We start from the raw sequence: 15,589 nt of genomic DNA on the forward strand, positions 1-15,589 counted from the left end.
CGGGTGGCCGCCCGTCACGCGGACCGCTTGGCCAGCCACTCGGCCTGCATCACCAGCAGCGCCATGACCTCCAATTGCGGGGTCTGCGAATCGAGTTCGCGGTATCGCTGATAGACGTTGACGACGACGCGCTCGGCGTCCAGCCAGGTGGCGTACTCGCCGAGGTCGATGGTGTCGGCGGCCTCGGCCCACGACAAGCCCCGGCGATAGGCGGCCTCGGCCTGTTCGGCGACGTGCACGAGATAGCCACGCACCGCGCGGATTCCGTCCGGATCGGTGACGGGGCCGTGTCCGGGCACCACCGTGGGCGCGTCCAGCGCGATCATCGTGTCGCACGCCGCGACCCAGTTGGCGATCGGGCCGGCCCAAACGATAGGTGTGCAACCGATGAACAGCAGGTCGCCGCCGAACAGCACCCCCGCGTCGGGCACGTGCACCACCGAGTCGGCCGCGGTGTGCGCGGGACCCAGATTCAGGATGTCGATCCGCCGCCCGCCCACCTCAACGGACAGGTTGCGCTCGAAGGTCTGGTCGGCGTTGCGCAGCGTGATGTTGCTGAAGTCGAAGTGCCCGAAGCGTTCTCGCGTGTACGGGGTCGCCACCGGCCCGAGGTTGGCGGTTTGCGCCATCGCCAGCATATCGGGCGCCGTCCCGTGCTGGATCTCCTCGGCGGTGCCGCGCGCGGCGATGATTCGCACCGACGCGTCGAGCAGTTGGTTGCCGTGGGTGTGGTCGCCGTTGGAGTGGGTGATCAACGCGTCGGTGATGGGTGCCGGCCCGGTGATGGGCCGCATGGCGGTGAGCATCTCGCGGGTCAGCGCCAGGTCGAACAGGGTGTCCACCAACAGGGACGCGCCCTCGCCGGCGATCAGCCCGGCGTTGCTCCACCCGTAGCCCCCGTCCGGCAGCGTCCATGCCCACACCCGGTCGGCGACCTGATGCAGCCCGCGGGTGTAGGGCACCCGGGCCGGTGCCCGATTGACCCGCGGCACGGCGGGCGCGGCGTCCGGGTTGGGCCTCGCCGCCAACACGTGTGGCGCGCTGCTCGCGCGGACGGTCTGCCGGGTCTCTCCCAAGCCCTGGACTTGGAGCGTGACGACGTCGCCGTCGTGCAGCCAGCCGGGAAACGATTCCAGCGCACCGGGATTGAGGTGCTCGACCAGTGTGCAGGTAGGCACCGTCCCAGAGCCGATGACGTCGCCGGGGTTGAGGGTGACGCCGCGCGACGCGTAGGAGATAACTTCGCCGAAGGTCCAGTCCATCTGGGCGGTCGACCCCGTACCGATGACGGCGTCGTTGAGCAAGGCCGTGACCTGCAGGTCCAGCTTGCCTGGATGGGAGGGGTGGCGGTACGGCTCGAGTTCGTCGGGGGTCACCAGGTAGGGACCCAGCGTGACACCGCTGTCCTTGCCCTTGCCCTGTCCGATACCCAATTGGCTTTCCATCTGCTGCAAGTCGCGCGCGGACCAGTCGTTGAAGATGGTGTAGCCGATGATCGACTGCTCGGCCTGTTCGACGGTGAGATCCTTGCCGCCCTTCCCGATTACCGCGGCGATCTCCAACTCGAAGTCCTGCCAAGCACTTCCGGGCGCCGTCGGCGCGTCGTCGTAGGGCCCTAAAACGGTTGCCGGACAGGCGAAGTAAAACGCCGGGATGCGGTACCAGCTGTCGGCGAGCAGCCGCCCGGCGCCCAGCGCGGCTTGGCAGTTGCGCATGTGGTCGAGGAAGCACAGGGAATCCCGGATGGACGGCGGGCGCGGGATGGGCGCCAGCAGGCGCACGTCGGCGAGCGGTACCGTCGCCGCCGGGGAGCGCTGCGCCTCCTCTCCCGCTTGCCGCAGTCCGTCAGGGCCTCGCGCGATCAGGTCGAGAAGCGTGACGCCCGCCGGCAGCGCGTGGACTGTGTCGCCGGAGAGGACCCCGACGCGCTGGCCGTCATCACCTTGGTAGGTAACCCATTTCACTCGCGTACCACCTCACCTGCTTCCTTGTCCGGCCGTAGCCCCCGCCAACTCGATTGGCGTAGCCGGTCATCCGGGGTCCACTCGCTGTAGCGCACCTCCCCTACCAGAACCGGCTCGACGTACGTCACGCCCCGCGCTTCGCTGCGGGGCAGCGGTGGGTGGAACGGGGATTCGTCGGTGTGCAGCGGTGCCAGCGTCTTCTTCAGATTGGTCAGGTCGCGTTCGGTGAACCCGGTGCCGACGCGGCCCGCGAAGTGCAGGCCGTCCGCGGTCGGGATGCCCATCAGCAGTGAGCCGATGCCACTGCTGCGTCCGCCTTCCCCGGCCTTCCAGCCGCCGATCACGACTTCCTGGGTGTTCCAATGCTTGTCCTTGATCCAGGACGACGAGCGCCGGCCGGGCTGGTAGGTGGAGTCGCGCCGCTTGGCGATCACGCCCTCCCAGCCGCGCTTGCCGGAGTGCTCCAGCGCCTCCGCACCGTCCCCGGGCAGCAACTCGGGAACGATGAGATCGCTGCCGGCGCCGAGCATTTCCAGCACCTTGCGCCGGTCTGAGTATCTGGCCCGCAGCAGCGAGCGGCCGTCGAGGTACAGCACGTCGAACGCCCAGAATTCGACGCGCGAGCCGCGGCCGCGGTTCTGCATCTCGTGGAAGTTGGGCACGCCCGACGAGTCCAGGACGACGGCCTCACCGTCGAGGATCACGTGGTGCTCCGCGAGATCTTCGGCGAGCGAACGCAGTTCGGGATATTCGCCAGTGACTTCGCGGCCGCGCCGAGACCGTACCCGGATGGTGCCGTGGTCGGCCTCGATCAACAGCCGGTAGCCATCCCATTTGCCTTCGAACGCCCACTGGCCCGCCTTCAGCGCCGTCACCGAACCATGGGTGGCCAGCATGGGGGCGATGGTGTCGAAGTCGAAGACCTTCTGATCTTTCATCCGGTGCGCCAGCCACTGGTCGCCGTTGGTTTGAATCAGCGCATAGCGTCCGGAGATCTTGCTGCCGTGCAGATTGACGATGACCTCCCCTTTTTCGGCGGAGTCATTGAACTTTTCGGCCTCGTAAGTTCCGGCGTCCCAGATGATCACCTTCCCGGCGCCGTACTCCCCCTTGGGGATGCTGCCCTCGAACCCGCCGTATTCCAGCGGATGGTCCTCGGTGTGGACCGCCAGGTGGTTTACCGAGGTCGTTTCGGGCAGGTTCTTCGGCACCGCCCAGGACACCAGCACGCCGTCCCGTTCCAGCCGGAAGTCGTAGTGCAGCCGGCGGGCGTGATGTTCTTGGATGACGAAGCTATTCCCTTGTCCGATAGCCGGTTTCGCAACAGGGACCGGCTCGGGAGTTTTCGACGCGTCGCGCATGCTGCGGTATTTACTCAGGCGATCGGGGACCGGCGCATCCGCGTCCAGCGGTTTCAGCAGATCGCCGTCGCGTGCGACCCGGTCCAGCACTTCGTCATAACGCAGCTGGCGCAGCGACGGGTCGTCGAGTTCCTCCCAGCTGCGCGGTGCAGCAACGGTGGGTTGTTCACGTCCGCGCAGCGAGTAGGGCGCGATGGTGGTCTTGGCGCCGTTGTTCTGACTCCAGTCCAGAAAGATCTTTCCGGCCCGCAGGCTCTTGGTCATGGTCGACGTCACCAGTGTGGGCATCGTCTTTTCAAGTTGCTGTGCAACGCGTTTGGCCAACACGGTCGCGCCCTTACTGCTCACCGGCTCCTGCAGCGGCGTGTAAAGGTGCAGGCCCTTGCTACCGCTGGTGAGCGGATAGGTGGTCAGCCCGATTGCGGTGATCAGTTCGCGGACGGCGCGCGCCACCTCGGCCAGTTGGGCCATCGTGACGCCTTCACCCGGGTCGAGGTCGAACACCAGGCGGGTGGCAGGGCCGGGTTTCAGTTCCTCGGCCCGGCTACGGGTCCACTCGGCAACGAAGCGCCACTGCGGAACGTGGACCTCCAGCGCGGCCTGTTGGGCGATCCAGGCCAGCCCGTCGACACTGTCGATGATCGGATACGTCGTCGTTCCGGATCGATGCGTCACGCTGGCGCGCGGCAGCCAGTCGGGCGCCGACGAGGCCAGTTGTTTCTCGAAAAACGATTCCTGTTCGACGCCGTTGGGCCAGCGCTTGCGCGTGGCCGCGCGCCCGGCGATGTGCGGGATCATCACCTCGGCGATGCGCGTGTAGTAGTCGAAGATGTCGCTCTTGGTGGTTCCGGTGGAGGGGTAAAGCACCTTCTCGGCATTGGTCAGTTTCAGCCGCGGTGCCATGTTGTCAAACTACGCGTTTCGCGCGTGTTAACCGCTTTGACCACGGTTAATCGTCCAATCCCCAATTTGTTTTGTGACATGACCCACGAAAGCGTTGATTGGCGGCCGACTCGGGGCACAGACACTGAATGTTTGACGTGATCCCCTCCCCGTGGCGTCGAAACAGCGGCGTCCCACTAAGCAATGCGACCCTACGACTGCATTCCCGGAGAATCGACGTTCCAACCTACGACCGGTCATCTCTTGGCCGCGGAGTCGTCCACATCGGTGCGGGCAACTTCCACCGGGCGCACCAGGCCGTCTACTTCGACGACCTCGCCCGCTCGGGCATCTCCGACCGTTGGGGGGTTACCGGCGTCAGCCTCCACTCCCCGGACGTCAAAGACTTGCTGTCGGTACAAGACGGGCTGTACACCGTGGTACAGCAAGGACACGATCGCCAAACCGCCCGCGTCGTCGGCTCGATCGGTTCCGTGCACTACGCCCCGAACGACGGGGCGGCCGTCCGCGCCGCCCTCGCAGATCCTGAAACCCGCATTGTCAGCCTGACCATCACCGGCAACGGTTACTTCCTGAATCCCGTCACCGACGAGTTCGACGCCGACGACCCCGACGTGCGCGCCGACCTCGTCGCGTCCGGCAACTACGCCACCGCGTGGGGGTACCTGGCCGAAGCCCTCGACCGGCGTCGCCACGCCGGCATCGCGCCGTTCACCGTGCTCTGCTGCGACAACATCCCCGGCGACACCCAGCCGGCGAGAACCGCGCTGGTGTCGTTCGCCGCTCTGAAGGACCCCGGGCTGGCCCGCTGGATCCACACGCATGTCGCATTCCCGTCGACCATGGTCGATCGCATCACCCCGCAAACGTCGAAGTCGGAGCGCAAATTCGTCGAGGAGACGTTCGGCGTCGCCGACAAATGGCCGGTCGTGACCGAGCCGTATTGCCAATGGGTGATCGAGGATTCCTTCAGCAACGGGCGGCCGCCGCTCGACGAGGTCGGTGCCGAGTTCGTTGCCGACGTCAGCGACCACAAGCTGATCAAGACCCGGCTCCTCAACGGAACCCATATCGCGCTCGCGTGCTTGGCCATCCTGGCCGGTTACCAGCGCACGGACGAAGCGATGCGGGACGGCATCATCTTCGATTTCGTCGAGAAACTGCTGCGCGACGAGATTCAGCCGCTGCTGCCCCCGGTCCCCGGGATGAACACACCCGAATACCGGCGCACCTTGCTCGAGCGGCTCGGCAATCCCCGAATGAGTGACCAGCTGCCTCGGCTGGCTCGCCGGGGAACCAGCAAGATCGCGACGTTCGTGCTGCCCTCCCTGCAGGAGGCGATCGCGCAGGGCAGGCCACACACCCTGTTGATGTTGGCGGTCGCCGGATGGGCCCGCTACATGCGCGGCCACGACCTCCAGGGGCGAAAGCTCCGCCTGGAAGACTCGCAGGCGATACCGGTGGCTAGGTTGGCCAACATGGCAAGCAGCAATCCCGATCCGCTGCTGGGGCACGAAATGTTCGCCGAGGTGCGCGCGGTCCCCGGTTTTGCGGAGCGTCTCGGCGACATGATCGCCGATATCGACGCGCGCGGTGTGTTGCCCACGCTGCGCGACGCGTTGCGCCACGACCAGCGGGAGTTGGTGGCACGATGACCGCGGGCTTGACCTTCGTGCGCGAATTCGACCCGGCGCCGATCACCACCCTGCTCTGCGACGCCGACGACAACCTGTTCGGGTCGGAGAGGCCGGCGTTCGACGCATCGACCGAGGTGACGAATCGTTTCCTGGCCAGGTTCGGCGTGGCCGCCCCGCTCAGCTCCGAGGAGTTGCGTAAGCGCGCCGTCGGGAAGAACTTCCGTACCACGGCGCTCGACCTGGCGGTGCAGTGCGAGGTGCCGCTCGATCAGACGTTGGCCCAGGGCCGCCCCGGCGCGGTGGTCGCGTCAGCCGGCGACGTGGCGAGCGGCAACGCGTTGTGCGCCGACGAACTCGAGCAGTGGGTGCGCGACGAGCGTGAACGGGTCACCGCTCACCTGGCTGTCACCCTGACCCCCGATCCGGAAGTGCTCGAACCGTTGCGCGACCTCGCGGCGCGCTACGCACTCGCGGCTGTGAGCTCCAGCGCCACCAAGCGTCTGCTTGGCTGCTTCACCGCCACCGGCCTCGCTTCGCTCCTACCGGAGGCGGTGACCTTCAGCGCGGAGGATTCTCTTCCGGTGCCGACAAGCAAGCCCGATCCGGCGGTGTATCTGCATTGCGGCCAGGTGCTGGGCGTCGCGGCCGAACAGGGGCTGGCCATTGAAGACTCCGTGGCCGGCGTGAAGTCCGCGGTCGCGGCCGGCTACGCCACCGTCGGCAACCTGATGTTCGTGCTGCCCGACGAACGCGATTGCCGGCGTGCAGAATTGATCGATGCCGGCGCAGTCGCGATAACCGATTCGTGGCGTGCTCTTGCCGATGTCCTGTTGTCGTCGGCCGTGCCGGCCGGACGGTCCCCGCTCCCGTAGGAGATCGACCTCGCAGTAGCGATCCGGGCTGCGACCCGGGGAGGAGGTGGCCAGCGATGGCCAGCGCGATCAATCTGAACAACGCGATCGATCTGAATAATGCGTCGCTCTCCGAGCTGCCGATCGACGCGCCGAAGTATGACCGCGGCAGCGTCAGCGTCGGGATCGCGCACATCGGCGCCGGTCACTTCCACCGGGCGCATCAGGCCGTGTACATCAATCTGCTGCTGCAGCAAGGTTTGGCGCACGAGTGGGGCATTTGCGGGGTCGGTGTGATGCCCGCCGACTGGACCATGCGCGATGTCCTCAATGACCAGGACGGGCTGTACACGCTGATCCTGGAGAACCCCAACGGCATCCGGGATGCCCAGGTGATCGGCTCGATCATCGACTACCGCTACGCCCCGGACGATCCGGATTCGGCGTTGGAGGTGCTGGTCGCCCCGTCCACCCGGATCATTTCGCTGACCATCACCGAAGGTGGGTACCGCGACCCCGATGGGCCCGCCTTCGCCTTGATCACCGAGGCGCTCGCCCGACGGCGCCAACGCGGGATCGCCGCGCCGACGATCGTCTCCTGCGACAACATCGAGAACAACGGCGAGGTCGCCAGGCGTACCGTGCTGGCGAGCGCCGAGCACATGGATCCCGAGTTGGCCGAGTGGGTGGCGGAGCACGCCCGGTTCCCGAGTTCGATGGTCGATCGCATCACCCCGGCAACGACTTTGGAGATGGCCGCCGAAGTGCGACGCGACTTCGGCGTCAACGACCGGTGGCCGGTGGTCGCCGAGCCGTTCACCGCCTGGGTGATCGAGGACGCCTTCGCCGACGGTCGGCCACCGCTGGAGCAAGCGGGCGTGCTGTTGGTCGACGATGTGCGCCCGTACGAGCTGATGAAGCTGCGCCTGCTCAACGCGGGGCATCAGTGCGTGGCGTACTTCGCCCATCTGTGCGGCTTCAAGTTCGTCCACGAGGCCGCGAGCGATCCGTTGTTCGCCGAATTCCTGCTTGCCTACTTCGAATCCGAAGCCATTCCGACGCTCCCGCCGGTGCCGGGAATCGACCTGCATGAGTACGGCCGCACGCTGGTCGAGCGGTTTGCCAACCCGGCCGTGCGGGATACCGTCGCGCGGCTGTGCGCCTACTCGTCGGATCGCATCCCGAAATTCCTGTATCCCGTCATCTGCGACAACCTGGCCAACGGCGGGCCGGTCCGGCTGGCGGCAGCGGTGGTGGCGAGCTGGGCCCGATACGCCGAGGGTGTCGACGAGTGGGGCAACCCGTACGAGGTGTTGGACCAGCTGGCGGACTCGCTCATTCCGATCGCCAGGTCGCAGCACGAGAATCCCACCGTGTTCATCGAGATCACCGCGGTCTTCTGCGATCTGGCCCATCAGCCACGCTTCGTCGAGGCGTACCTCTGGGCGCTGGATTCGTTGCACAGCAAGGGAGCCCGCGCGACGCTGGATGCCTTGGTGCGATGACCCGCGGGCTGGTGATCGGCGAGTCGCTGATCGATATCGTCGGGAGCGACGAGCATGTCGGCGGCAGTCCGCTCAACGTCGCCGTGGGACTCGGGCGGCTGGGTCGCGAGGTCGACTTCCTGACCTCGATCGCCGACGATCCGTATGGGCGGCGCATCGTCGACTACGTCGAAGCCGCAGGGGTGCAACTGGTTTCGGAAAGCCGGACCGCACAGCGCACGCCGACCGCGCGATCAACCATCGCGGAAGACGGGTCGGCCGAATACGTGTTCGATCTGGACTGGCGACTCTCCGGCACACCGCCGGTCGCCCCGCCGCTTTTCGTCCACACCGGATCGATTGCCGCCGTGCAGGATCCCGGCTGCCTGGCGGTCGCTGCGCTGATCGACACCTATCGAGTCTCGGCCACGGTCACCTTCGATCCCAACGTCCGGCCGTCGCTGATCGCCGACCGGGAACTGGCCGTCGAACGCATCGAGCACCTCATCGAGCGCAGCGACATCGTGAAGGTCAGCGAGGAAGACCTGCTTTGGATCGACCCCGCTCACCCGCCCGAGCAGATCGCGCAGACGTGGCTGCGGTTGGGCCCGGCCATCGTTGCGGTGACGATGGCCGACCGGGGCGCGGTGGCCTTCTGTGCGGCGGGCGTCGCCCGGGTGCCGACGCGCGCGGTACACGTGGTCGACACCGTCGGCGCCGGTGACTCGTTCATGGCCGGCCTGCTCGACGCGCTGTGGGAATCGGGATCGCTGGGCGGCGACCGTCGCGCCGACTTGCACGGGATCAAAGTGGACGCGCTGACGACGGCATTGGAGGCGGCGAGCCTGTCCGCGGCGCTGACCGTCGCTCGCGCCGGAGCGGACCTGCCGGATCGGGCCGCGCTGGACGCGGCTTCGCATGAGTAGGCGCATGACCCGATAGTCGAAAGCCCGGGCGGACAATCCCAGGTCGTAGCCCTGTCGTGCTGTTTTGCCACCGGCCCTACGGGCATACTGACTTGCATGCGCTCCATCTGGAAGGGTTCCATCGCGTTCGGGCTGGTGAACGTCCCGGTCAAGGTGTACAGCGCCACCCAGGACCACGACATCAAGTTTCACCAGGTGCACGCCAAGGACAACGGCCGCATCCGCTACCAACGCGTTTGCGAGGTGGACGGCGAGGCAGTCGAATACCGTGACATCGCCCGGGCCTACGAATCCGACGACGGTCAGATGGTCATCATCACCGACGACGACATCGCGACCCTGCCCGAGGAACGCAGCCGCGAGATCGAAGTGCTGGAGTTCGTGCCGGCCAGCGAGGTGGACCCGATGCTGTTCGACCGCAGCTACTTCCTGGAGCCGGACTCGAAATCGTCTAAATCCTATGTGCTGCTTGCCAAGACGCTTGCCGAGACGGATCGGATGGCGATCGTGCACTTCACGCTGCGCAACAAGACCCGGCTGGCGGCCTTGCGCGTCAAGGACTTCGGCAAGCGCGACGTGATGGTGATCCACACCTTGTTGTGGCCCGACGAGATCCGCGATCCGGACTTCCCCGTCCTGGACAAGAAGGTCGAGATCAAGCCCGCCGAACTCAAGATGGCCGGCCAGGTGGTGGACTCGATGGCCGAGGATTTCAATCCCGACCGCTACCACGACACCTACCAGGAACAGCTGCAAGAGCTGGTCGACGCCAAACTCGAAGGCGGAGAAGCGTTTACCACCGAGGAGCAGCCGAAGGAGCTGGACGAGACCGAGGACGTCTCGGATCTGCTCGCCAAGCTGGAGGCCAGCGTGAAGGCGCGTTCCGGCAACGGCAAGGCACCCGCGAAGAAGGCCGCGGCGAAGAAGGCCCCCGCGAAGAAGACGGCCGCCAAGAAGGCTCCGGCCAAGAAGGCGGCCTCGAAGGCGTCGTCGAAGTCCTGACCCGCCGTCGGGTCAGCGTTTGCGGGTGGCCAGGAAGCGGGTCAGCGCCGCGACGATGTTGATGACGGCGACCATGATGATCAGGGTCAGGGCCGCACCCCAGATCCGCAGGAAGCCGGCGTGTTCGGGGTTGGTGAGCTCGGTGTAGATCAGCAGCGGCAGTGACGCCATGTTGCCGTGGAAGATGTCGACGTTGATCGAGCGGCTGTAGCCGACCAGCACCAGCACCGGCGCGGTTTCGCCGATGACCCGCGCGATGGACAACAGAATCCCGGACACGATGCCGGGCATCGCGATCGGGAAGACGATCCGCACGATGGTCTTCCATTTGGACACGCCGAGCGCGTAGCTGGCCTCGCGCAGGTCGTCGGGCACCAGCCGCAGCATCTCCTCACTGGAGCGCACCACCACCGGCAGCATCAGCAGGACCAGGGCCAGCGAGACCGCGAACGAACTCTGCTGGAAACCCAGGGTGGCGATCCAGAGGCTGAAGATGAACAGCGCCGCCACGATCGAGGGCACGCCCGCGAGCACGTCGACCATGAACGTCGTCAGCCGCACCAGGCGCCCGGACCCGTATTCGACCAGGAAGACCGCGGTCATCAGCCCCAGCGGCACTGCCAGGGCGGCGGCCACCCCGGCCTGCACCAGCGTGCCGTACAGCGCGTGGTAGACCCCGCCGGAGAACTGTTCCGGCAGGATGCCGTGCAGCGAGTGGGTCCACCATTCCGACCGCGTGACGGCGTACCAGCCCCGTTCGACGACGATCCACAACACCCAGATCAGCGGCACCAGCGCGACGCAGAACGAGCCGAGAAAGAAAAACGTCGCCGCGTTGTTGGTGATCCGGCGCCGGAAGCTCAGCGGCCTGAACACCTCGACCTTGACCGGCCGGTCCAGCGCTTCAACCGTCATGCGCGCCGCTCGTTCCCATAGCCGGTCATCCGTTGACCTTTCCGCCGGCGATCGCACGGGCGAGCGCGTTGACGATGAACGTCAAGACGAACAGCGCGAATCCCGCCGAGATGTACGCCCCGGTGGGCAGCGGCGAGCTGAACTCCGCGGCCGCCGACGCGATCTTCGATGCGAACGTGTAGCCGCCGTCGAACAGCGACCAGTTGCCCGGGCGGGCGGCCGAACGCAGGATGATCAGCACCGCCACGGTCTCGCCCAGCGCCCTGCCCAATCCCAGCATCGAGGCCGCGATGACGCCGCTGCGGCCGAAGGGCAGCACAGTCATCCGCACCACCTCCCATTTGGTGGCGCCCAGCGCCTGCGCCGCCTCCATCTGGATATGCGGGGTCTGCCGAAAGACTTCGCGCGAGACGGACGTGACGATGGGCAGGATCATCACCGAGAGCACGACGCCGGCGGTGAAGATGGTGCCGCCACCGGCCAGCGAGACATTGCCCTGCTTGAACAGGAACAGCCAGCCCAGGTGGCGGTTGAGAAAAGCGGCCACCGGCTCGATCTGGGGTGCAAGCACGAAGATTCCCCACAGCCCGAAGATGATCGACGGCACCGCGGCCAGCAGATCCACCACCGCGCCGAAGGGGCGCGACAGCCGCTTCGGCGCGTACTGGGTGAGGAACACGGCGATACCGACCGCGACCGGAACGGCCAGCACCAGCGCGCTGAGCGAGCTCAGCACCGTGACCATGAACAGGTCCCGGATGCCGAACGCGAGCTTCGCCGGGTCGCTGGTGCTGAACTGGGCGCTGGTGAAGAAGTTCGCGTGGTTGACGCGCAACGACGGGACAGCCCGCAGCAGCAGGAAGACCGCGATCAACACGATGGCGACCACGATCGTCGAACCGGCGGCGGCCGCCATCAACTTGAACAGTCGATCAGCCCGCCGCCCCACGTGTTGACTCAGCGCAGTTAGTGCCGGCTTCTCCGTGGTCGACGGGCTGATTGCTGTTCCTCGTGTCACGACCACCTCAGGTTATGCGATGGCGTTGATGGAAGCAGACAATCTCGACTTGAACGCGTCAGGGATGGGGATGTAGCCGTTGTCCGCCAGGCCGTTCTGACCGGCGCCGATGGTGCTTTGCAGGAACGCCTTGACCGCCGTACCGACCTGAGGGTCGGGATATTTCGAGCAGACGATCTCGTAGGTGGCCAGCACGATCGGGTAGGAACCGGCCTGGGTCGGCTTGTAGAAGGACAGCGTGTCCAGCACCAGGTCGTTGCCCTGGCCGGCGATCTTGGCCCCGGCAATCGTCTTGCCCACCGAGTCGGCAGTGATCGACACCGCATCCGGGCCGGCCGAGGTGATGATCTTGGCCATGTTCAGTTTCTGCGCCTGAGCAAACGACCATTCGTTGTAGGTCACTGAGCCCTCGGTCGCCTTGATCGCGGCGGAGGTGCCGTCGTTGCCCTTTGCTCCCTCGCCGACGCCGCCCTTGAACGTCTTACCGGCGCCCTTGCCCCACGCGCCGTTGGAGGCGGCATCGAGGTACTTCTGGAAGTTGTCCGTGGTGCCGGATTCGTCGTTGCGGAACACGACGTGAATCGGCTCGGACGGCAGGGCCGCTCCCGGGTTGAGCGCCTGGATCGCGGGGTCGTTCCACGTCGTGATCGCGCCGTTGAAGATCTTGGCGGCCGTGGCGCCGTCCAGGCTCAGTGAATTCAGGCCCGCGACGTTGTAGGTGATGGCGATCGGACCGAAGACCACCGGCAGGTTCAACGCCGGCGACCCGCACCGCTGTTGCGCGGCGGCGTATTCGTTGGCCGCCAGCGGCGAATCCGAACCACCGAAATCCGTTTGCTTACCGTTGAATTCGCTGATTCCCGCGCCCGACCCGTTGGCGGTGTAGTTCAGCGTCTGGCCGGGGCAGGCCTGCTCGTACGCGTTGACGAACCGAGTCATCGCGTTGGCCTGAGCCGTCGAGCCGCTGGCCTTGAGGGCCTTCTTTCCGCCGCAGCTCACCTTGCCCGACGAGGAGCCGCTTGTTGCGCCCGCGCCGGTCGCGTTGTTGTCGCTTCCGCATGCCGACAACGCCAGCGCCCCGGCGCTCACGACACTCAGCACGGCGCCAAATCGGTTGAGTTTCAATTCGCTTCCTTACGGTAGGGATGAAACAGGATCGCCGCCGGTCGGTAGCCGCTGCGCCCGACCAGCCGTCTCGCAGCCACGAAGCTAACAGTAACAAGGTGAACGTTGAGCAAATTGTCCGGCGCTCCCCGCTGAACGCCATGGCTCCGGGCGGCGACGTGCGCGCGAGACGGACTCGACAACGCTTCGGCACGCGACGACAGCAAAGAAAATCGGTCGGCCTTCACGGCGCCCGCGGGCCCGTCTCACATCATGAGATGGCGTTGATGGACTCCGCCAGCCGTGACTTGAATGACGTGGGCACCGGGATATATCCATTGCCGGCCAAGCCGTTTTGTCCATCGCCAATGGTGCTCTGCAGGAACGCCTTTACCGCCGCACCGACCTGGGGGTCGGGATATTTCGAGCACACGATCTCGTAGGTGGCCAACACGATGGGATACGAGCCGGGCCGGGTCGGCTTGTAGAACGAGAAGGTGTCGACGACCAGGTCGTTGCCCCGCCCGGTCAGGGTGGCGCCGGAGATCGTCTTGCCGACCGACTCCGCACCGATCGACACCGGGTCCGGGCCGGCCGAGGTGACGATCCTGGCGATGGTCAGGTTCTGCGCCGACGCGAACGACCATTCGTTGTAGCTGATCGCTCCTTCGGTCGCCTTCACGGCCGCCGACGTGCCGCCATTGCCTTCGGCACCCTCGCCGACCCCGCCATTGAAGGCCTTGCCGATGCCCCTGTCCCACACGCCGTCGGCCGCGGAGTCCAGGTATTTCTGGAAATTGTCCGTGGTGCCGGACTGGTCGCTGCGGAACGTGACGTGGATGGGCTCGGCGGGCAATGCGGTGCCCGGGTTCAGCGCCCGGATGGCGGGATCGTTCCAGGCGGCGATCGCGCCCTTGAAGATTTTGGCGATGGTGAGGCCGTCCAGGATCAGCGAGTTGACGCCCGTGACGTTGTAGGTGATGGCGATCGGGCCGAAAACCACCGGCAGGTTCCACGCCGGCGAACCGCATCGCGCCTGGGCCGCGAAGTATTCGATCGGGGCCAACGGCGAGTCCGAACCCGCGAAATCGGTTTGATTACCCGTGAATTCACCGATGCCCGCACCCGAACCGTTGGGGGTGTAATTCAGCGTCTGGCCGGGGCAGGCCCGCTCGAACGAGCTGACGAAGCGGGTCATCGCGTTGGCCTGCGCGGTCGATCCGCTGGCCTTCAGCGTCTTCTTTCCACCGCAATCGACCCGGCCGGGCGGAGTTGCCCCGCTCCCCCATGCGCGGGTGTCGTTGCCACCGCACCCCGACAACGCCAGCGCACCGGCCGTCAGGACACTCAATGCGGCACCAAATCGGTTGCGCCTCATGCGACTTCCTCACGGTGAAGACCAGACATGATCGTCGCCGTTCAGCTAACAGCACCAAGGTTAACGGCGGGCGAATGGTCGCCCGGCGCCGGTGGGCGCGGGTGCCGCGCGCGTGCCTCCGCTGCGGGGCCGCATCGTCACACCCGTGTGCAAAAGTAGAACCTGTTCCAGAAATGCCCGATCCGAGACGGCGCGGCTTGCTACCGTGTCGGCTGACACCGAAACGAAGAGAGGCCGCCATGATCCTTGACAGGTTCCGTCTCGACGACAAAGTCGCCGTCATCACTGGTGCAGGCCGCGGTCTCGGGGCGGCCATCGCGCTGGCCTTCGCCGAGGCGGGCGCCGATGTCCTCATCGCCTCGCGCACGGAGTCTCAACTAGAAGCCGTCGCAGAACAGGTCCGGGCCGTCGGACGGCGGGCCCACATCGTCACCGCCGACCTGGCCCACCCCGATTCCACCGCGGAGCTGGCCGGGCAGGCCGTCGAGGCATTCGGGAAACTAGACATCGTCGTCAACAACGTCGGCGGCACCATGCCCAACACGCTGCTGACCACCTCGACCAAGGACCTCAAGGACGCCTTCACCTTCAATGTCGCGACAGCTCACGCGCTCACGCTGGCGGCGGTGCCGTTGATGCTCGAGCACTCCGGCGGCGGCAGCATCATCAACATCACCTCGACCATGGGCCGGCTGGCCGGCCGCGGTTTCGCGGCCTACGCCACCGCCAAAGCAGCGCTGTCCCACTACACCCGGTCGGCCGCGCTGGACCTGTGCCCACGCATCCGGGTCAACGCGATCGCTCCGGGATCCATCCTGACCTCCGCCCTGGACGTGGTCGCCTCCAACGACGACCTGCGCGCGCCGATGGAGAAGGCCACACCCATGCGCCGCCTCGGCGATCCCGTCGACATCGCCGCCGCCGCAGTCTATTTGGCCTCTCCCGCCGGTGACTTCCTGACCGGTAAGACCCTCGAGGTCGACGGCGGCCTCACCTTCCCCAACCTCGACATCCCCGTCCCGGACCTGTGACCCCCGACCGCTGAG

The 15,589-nt window shown here is 66.4% G+C and carries 12 protein-coding genes; 6 read left to right on the forward strand and 6 right to left on the reverse strand.

Annotation, left to right across the window (positions count from 1 at the left end):
• Positions 1–14 precede the first annotated feature (14 nt).
• Together A5760_RS07430 and A5760_RS07435 are read right to left on the reverse strand one after the other, a co-directional pair.
• A complete protein-coding gene (locus tag A5760_RS07430) occupies positions 15–1,964 on the reverse strand; it encodes a fumarylacetoacetate hydrolase family protein (protein WP_064879212.1) in 1,950 nt (649 codons plus the stop codon).
• A complete protein-coding gene (locus A5760_RS07435) occupies positions 1,961–4,228 on the reverse strand; it encodes an ATP-dependent DNA ligase (protein WP_064879214.1) in 2,268 nt (755 codons plus the stop codon). Before A5760_RS07435 ends, A5760_RS07430 begins: the two co-directional genes overlap by 4 nt.
• Before the next feature lie 128 nt (positions 4,229–4,356).
• Here A5760_RS07435 and A5760_RS07440 point away from each other — a divergent pair, with 128 nt between their 5' ends.
• The 5 genes from A5760_RS07440 to A5760_RS07460 all read left to right on the forward strand — a co-directional run bounded on the left by A5760_RS07440 (position 4,357) and on the right by A5760_RS07460 (position 10,128).
• The gene (locus tag A5760_RS07440; RefSeq protein WP_064879216.1) at positions 4,357–5,883 is read left to right on the forward strand and encodes a mannitol dehydrogenase family protein; all 1,527 of its coding nucleotides are present in this window, start codon (positions 4,357–4,359) and stop codon (positions 5,881–5,883) included.
• Positions 5,880–6,737 carry an HAD family hydrolase gene (locus A5760_RS07445; RefSeq protein ID WP_064879218.1) on the forward strand — a complete coding sequence of 286 codons (858 nt, stop codon included), beginning with the start codon at positions 5,880–5,882 and terminating at the stop codon, positions 6,735–6,737. Before A5760_RS07440 ends, A5760_RS07445 begins: the two co-directional genes overlap by 4 nt.
• Positions 6,738–6,793: 56 nt before the next feature.
• On the forward strand, positions 6,794–8,221 hold the full coding sequence (locus tag A5760_RS07450) for a mannitol dehydrogenase family protein (RefSeq protein WP_064879220.1): 1,428 nt from the start codon (positions 6,794–6,796) through the stop codon (positions 8,219–8,221).
• A complete protein-coding gene (locus tag A5760_RS07455; protein WP_064879222.1) occupies positions 8,218–9,126 on the forward strand; it encodes a carbohydrate kinase family protein in 909 nt (302 codons plus the stop codon). Before A5760_RS07450 ends, A5760_RS07455 begins: the two co-directional genes overlap by 4 nt.
• A 96-nt stretch (positions 9,127–9,222) precedes the next feature.
• Entirely contained in the window at positions 9,223–10,128 is a 906-nt protein-coding gene (locus tag A5760_RS07460; protein WP_064879224.1) for a Ku protein, read from the forward strand.
• Between the two features lie 12 nt (positions 10,129–10,140).
• Here the strand turns inward: A5760_RS07460 and pstA are convergent, their stop codons facing one another.
• The 4 genes from pstA to pstS (A5760_RS07480) form a co-directional block, all read right to left on the reverse strand.
• Entirely contained in the window at positions 10,141–11,043 is a 903-nt protein-coding gene (gene pstA / locus A5760_RS07465) for a phosphate ABC transporter permease PstA (RefSeq protein WP_064879226.1), read from the reverse strand.
• Between the two features lie 25 nt (positions 11,044–11,068).
• Positions 11,069–12,043, reverse strand: coding sequence for a phosphate ABC transporter permease subunit PstC (pstC, locus tag A5760_RS07470; RefSeq protein ID WP_155764247.1), 975 nt, complete (start codon positions 12,041–12,043; stop codon positions 11,069–11,071).
• Positions 12,044–12,073: 30 nt separating this feature from the next.
• Positions 12,074–13,186 (reverse strand): phosphate ABC transporter substrate-binding protein PstS, encoded by a 1,113-nt coding sequence (gene pstS, locus A5760_RS07475; RefSeq protein WP_064879230.1) that lies wholly within the window; start codon positions 13,184–13,186, stop codon positions 12,074–12,076.
• 250 nt (positions 13,187–13,436) lie between these two features.
• On the reverse strand, positions 13,437–14,543 hold the full coding sequence (gene pstS, locus A5760_RS07480) for a phosphate ABC transporter substrate-binding protein PstS (protein ID WP_064879232.1): 1,107 nt from the start codon (positions 14,541–14,543) through the stop codon (positions 13,437–13,439).
• Between the two features lie 239 nt (positions 14,544–14,782).
• On the opposite strand from pstS (A5760_RS07480), the gene A5760_RS07485 reads away from it, so the two are divergent.
• Complete coding sequence (locus tag A5760_RS07485; protein WP_064879234.1) at positions 14,783–15,574, forward strand: SDR family oxidoreductase; 792 nt, start codon at positions 14,783–14,785, stop codon at positions 15,572–15,574.
• The last annotated feature ends 15 nt before the right edge of the window (positions 15,575–15,589 follow it).

Origin of the sequence: Mycobacterium colombiense (assembly GCF_001665835.1) — a bacterium.
Lineage (GTDB): Bacteria > Actinomycetota > Actinomycetes > Mycobacteriales > Mycobacteriaceae > Mycobacterium > Mycobacterium colombiense_A.

Excerpts from the sequence above, each read along its gene's own strand:
- A5760_RS07435 (WP_064879214.1), bottom strand. The coding sequence starts at position 4,228 with ATGGCACCGCGGCTGAAACTGACCAATGCCGAGAAGGTGCTTTACCCC.
- A5760_RS07485 (WP_064879234.1), top strand. The coding sequence starts at position 14,783 with ATGATCCTTGACAGGTTCCGTCTCGACGACAAAGTCGCCGTCATCACT.
- A5760_RS07450 (WP_064879220.1), top strand. The coding sequence starts at position 6,794 with ATGGCCAGCGCGATCAATCTGAACAACGCGATCGATCTGAATAATGCG.
- pstS (WP_064879232.1), bottom strand. The coding sequence starts at position 14,543 with ATGAGGCGCAACCGATTTGGTGCCGCATTGAGTGTCCTGACGGCCGGT.
- A5760_RS07445 (WP_064879218.1), top strand. The coding sequence starts at position 5,880 with ATGACCGCGGGCTTGACCTTCGTGCGCGAATTCGACCCGGCGCCGATC.
- A5760_RS07455 (WP_064879222.1), top strand. The coding sequence starts at position 8,218 with ATGACCCGCGGGCTGGTGATCGGCGAGTCGCTGATCGATATCGTCGGG.
- pstA (WP_064879226.1), bottom strand. The coding sequence starts at position 11,043 with ATGACGGTTGAAGCGCTGGACCGGCCGGTCAAGGTCGAGGTGTTCAGG.
- A5760_RS07460 (WP_064879224.1), top strand. The coding sequence starts at position 9,223 with ATGCGCTCCATCTGGAAGGGTTCCATCGCGTTCGGGCTGGTGAACGTC.
- A5760_RS07440 (WP_064879216.1), top strand. The coding sequence starts at position 4,357 with ATGTTTGACGTGATCCCCTCCCCGTGGCGTCGAAACAGCGGCGTCCCA.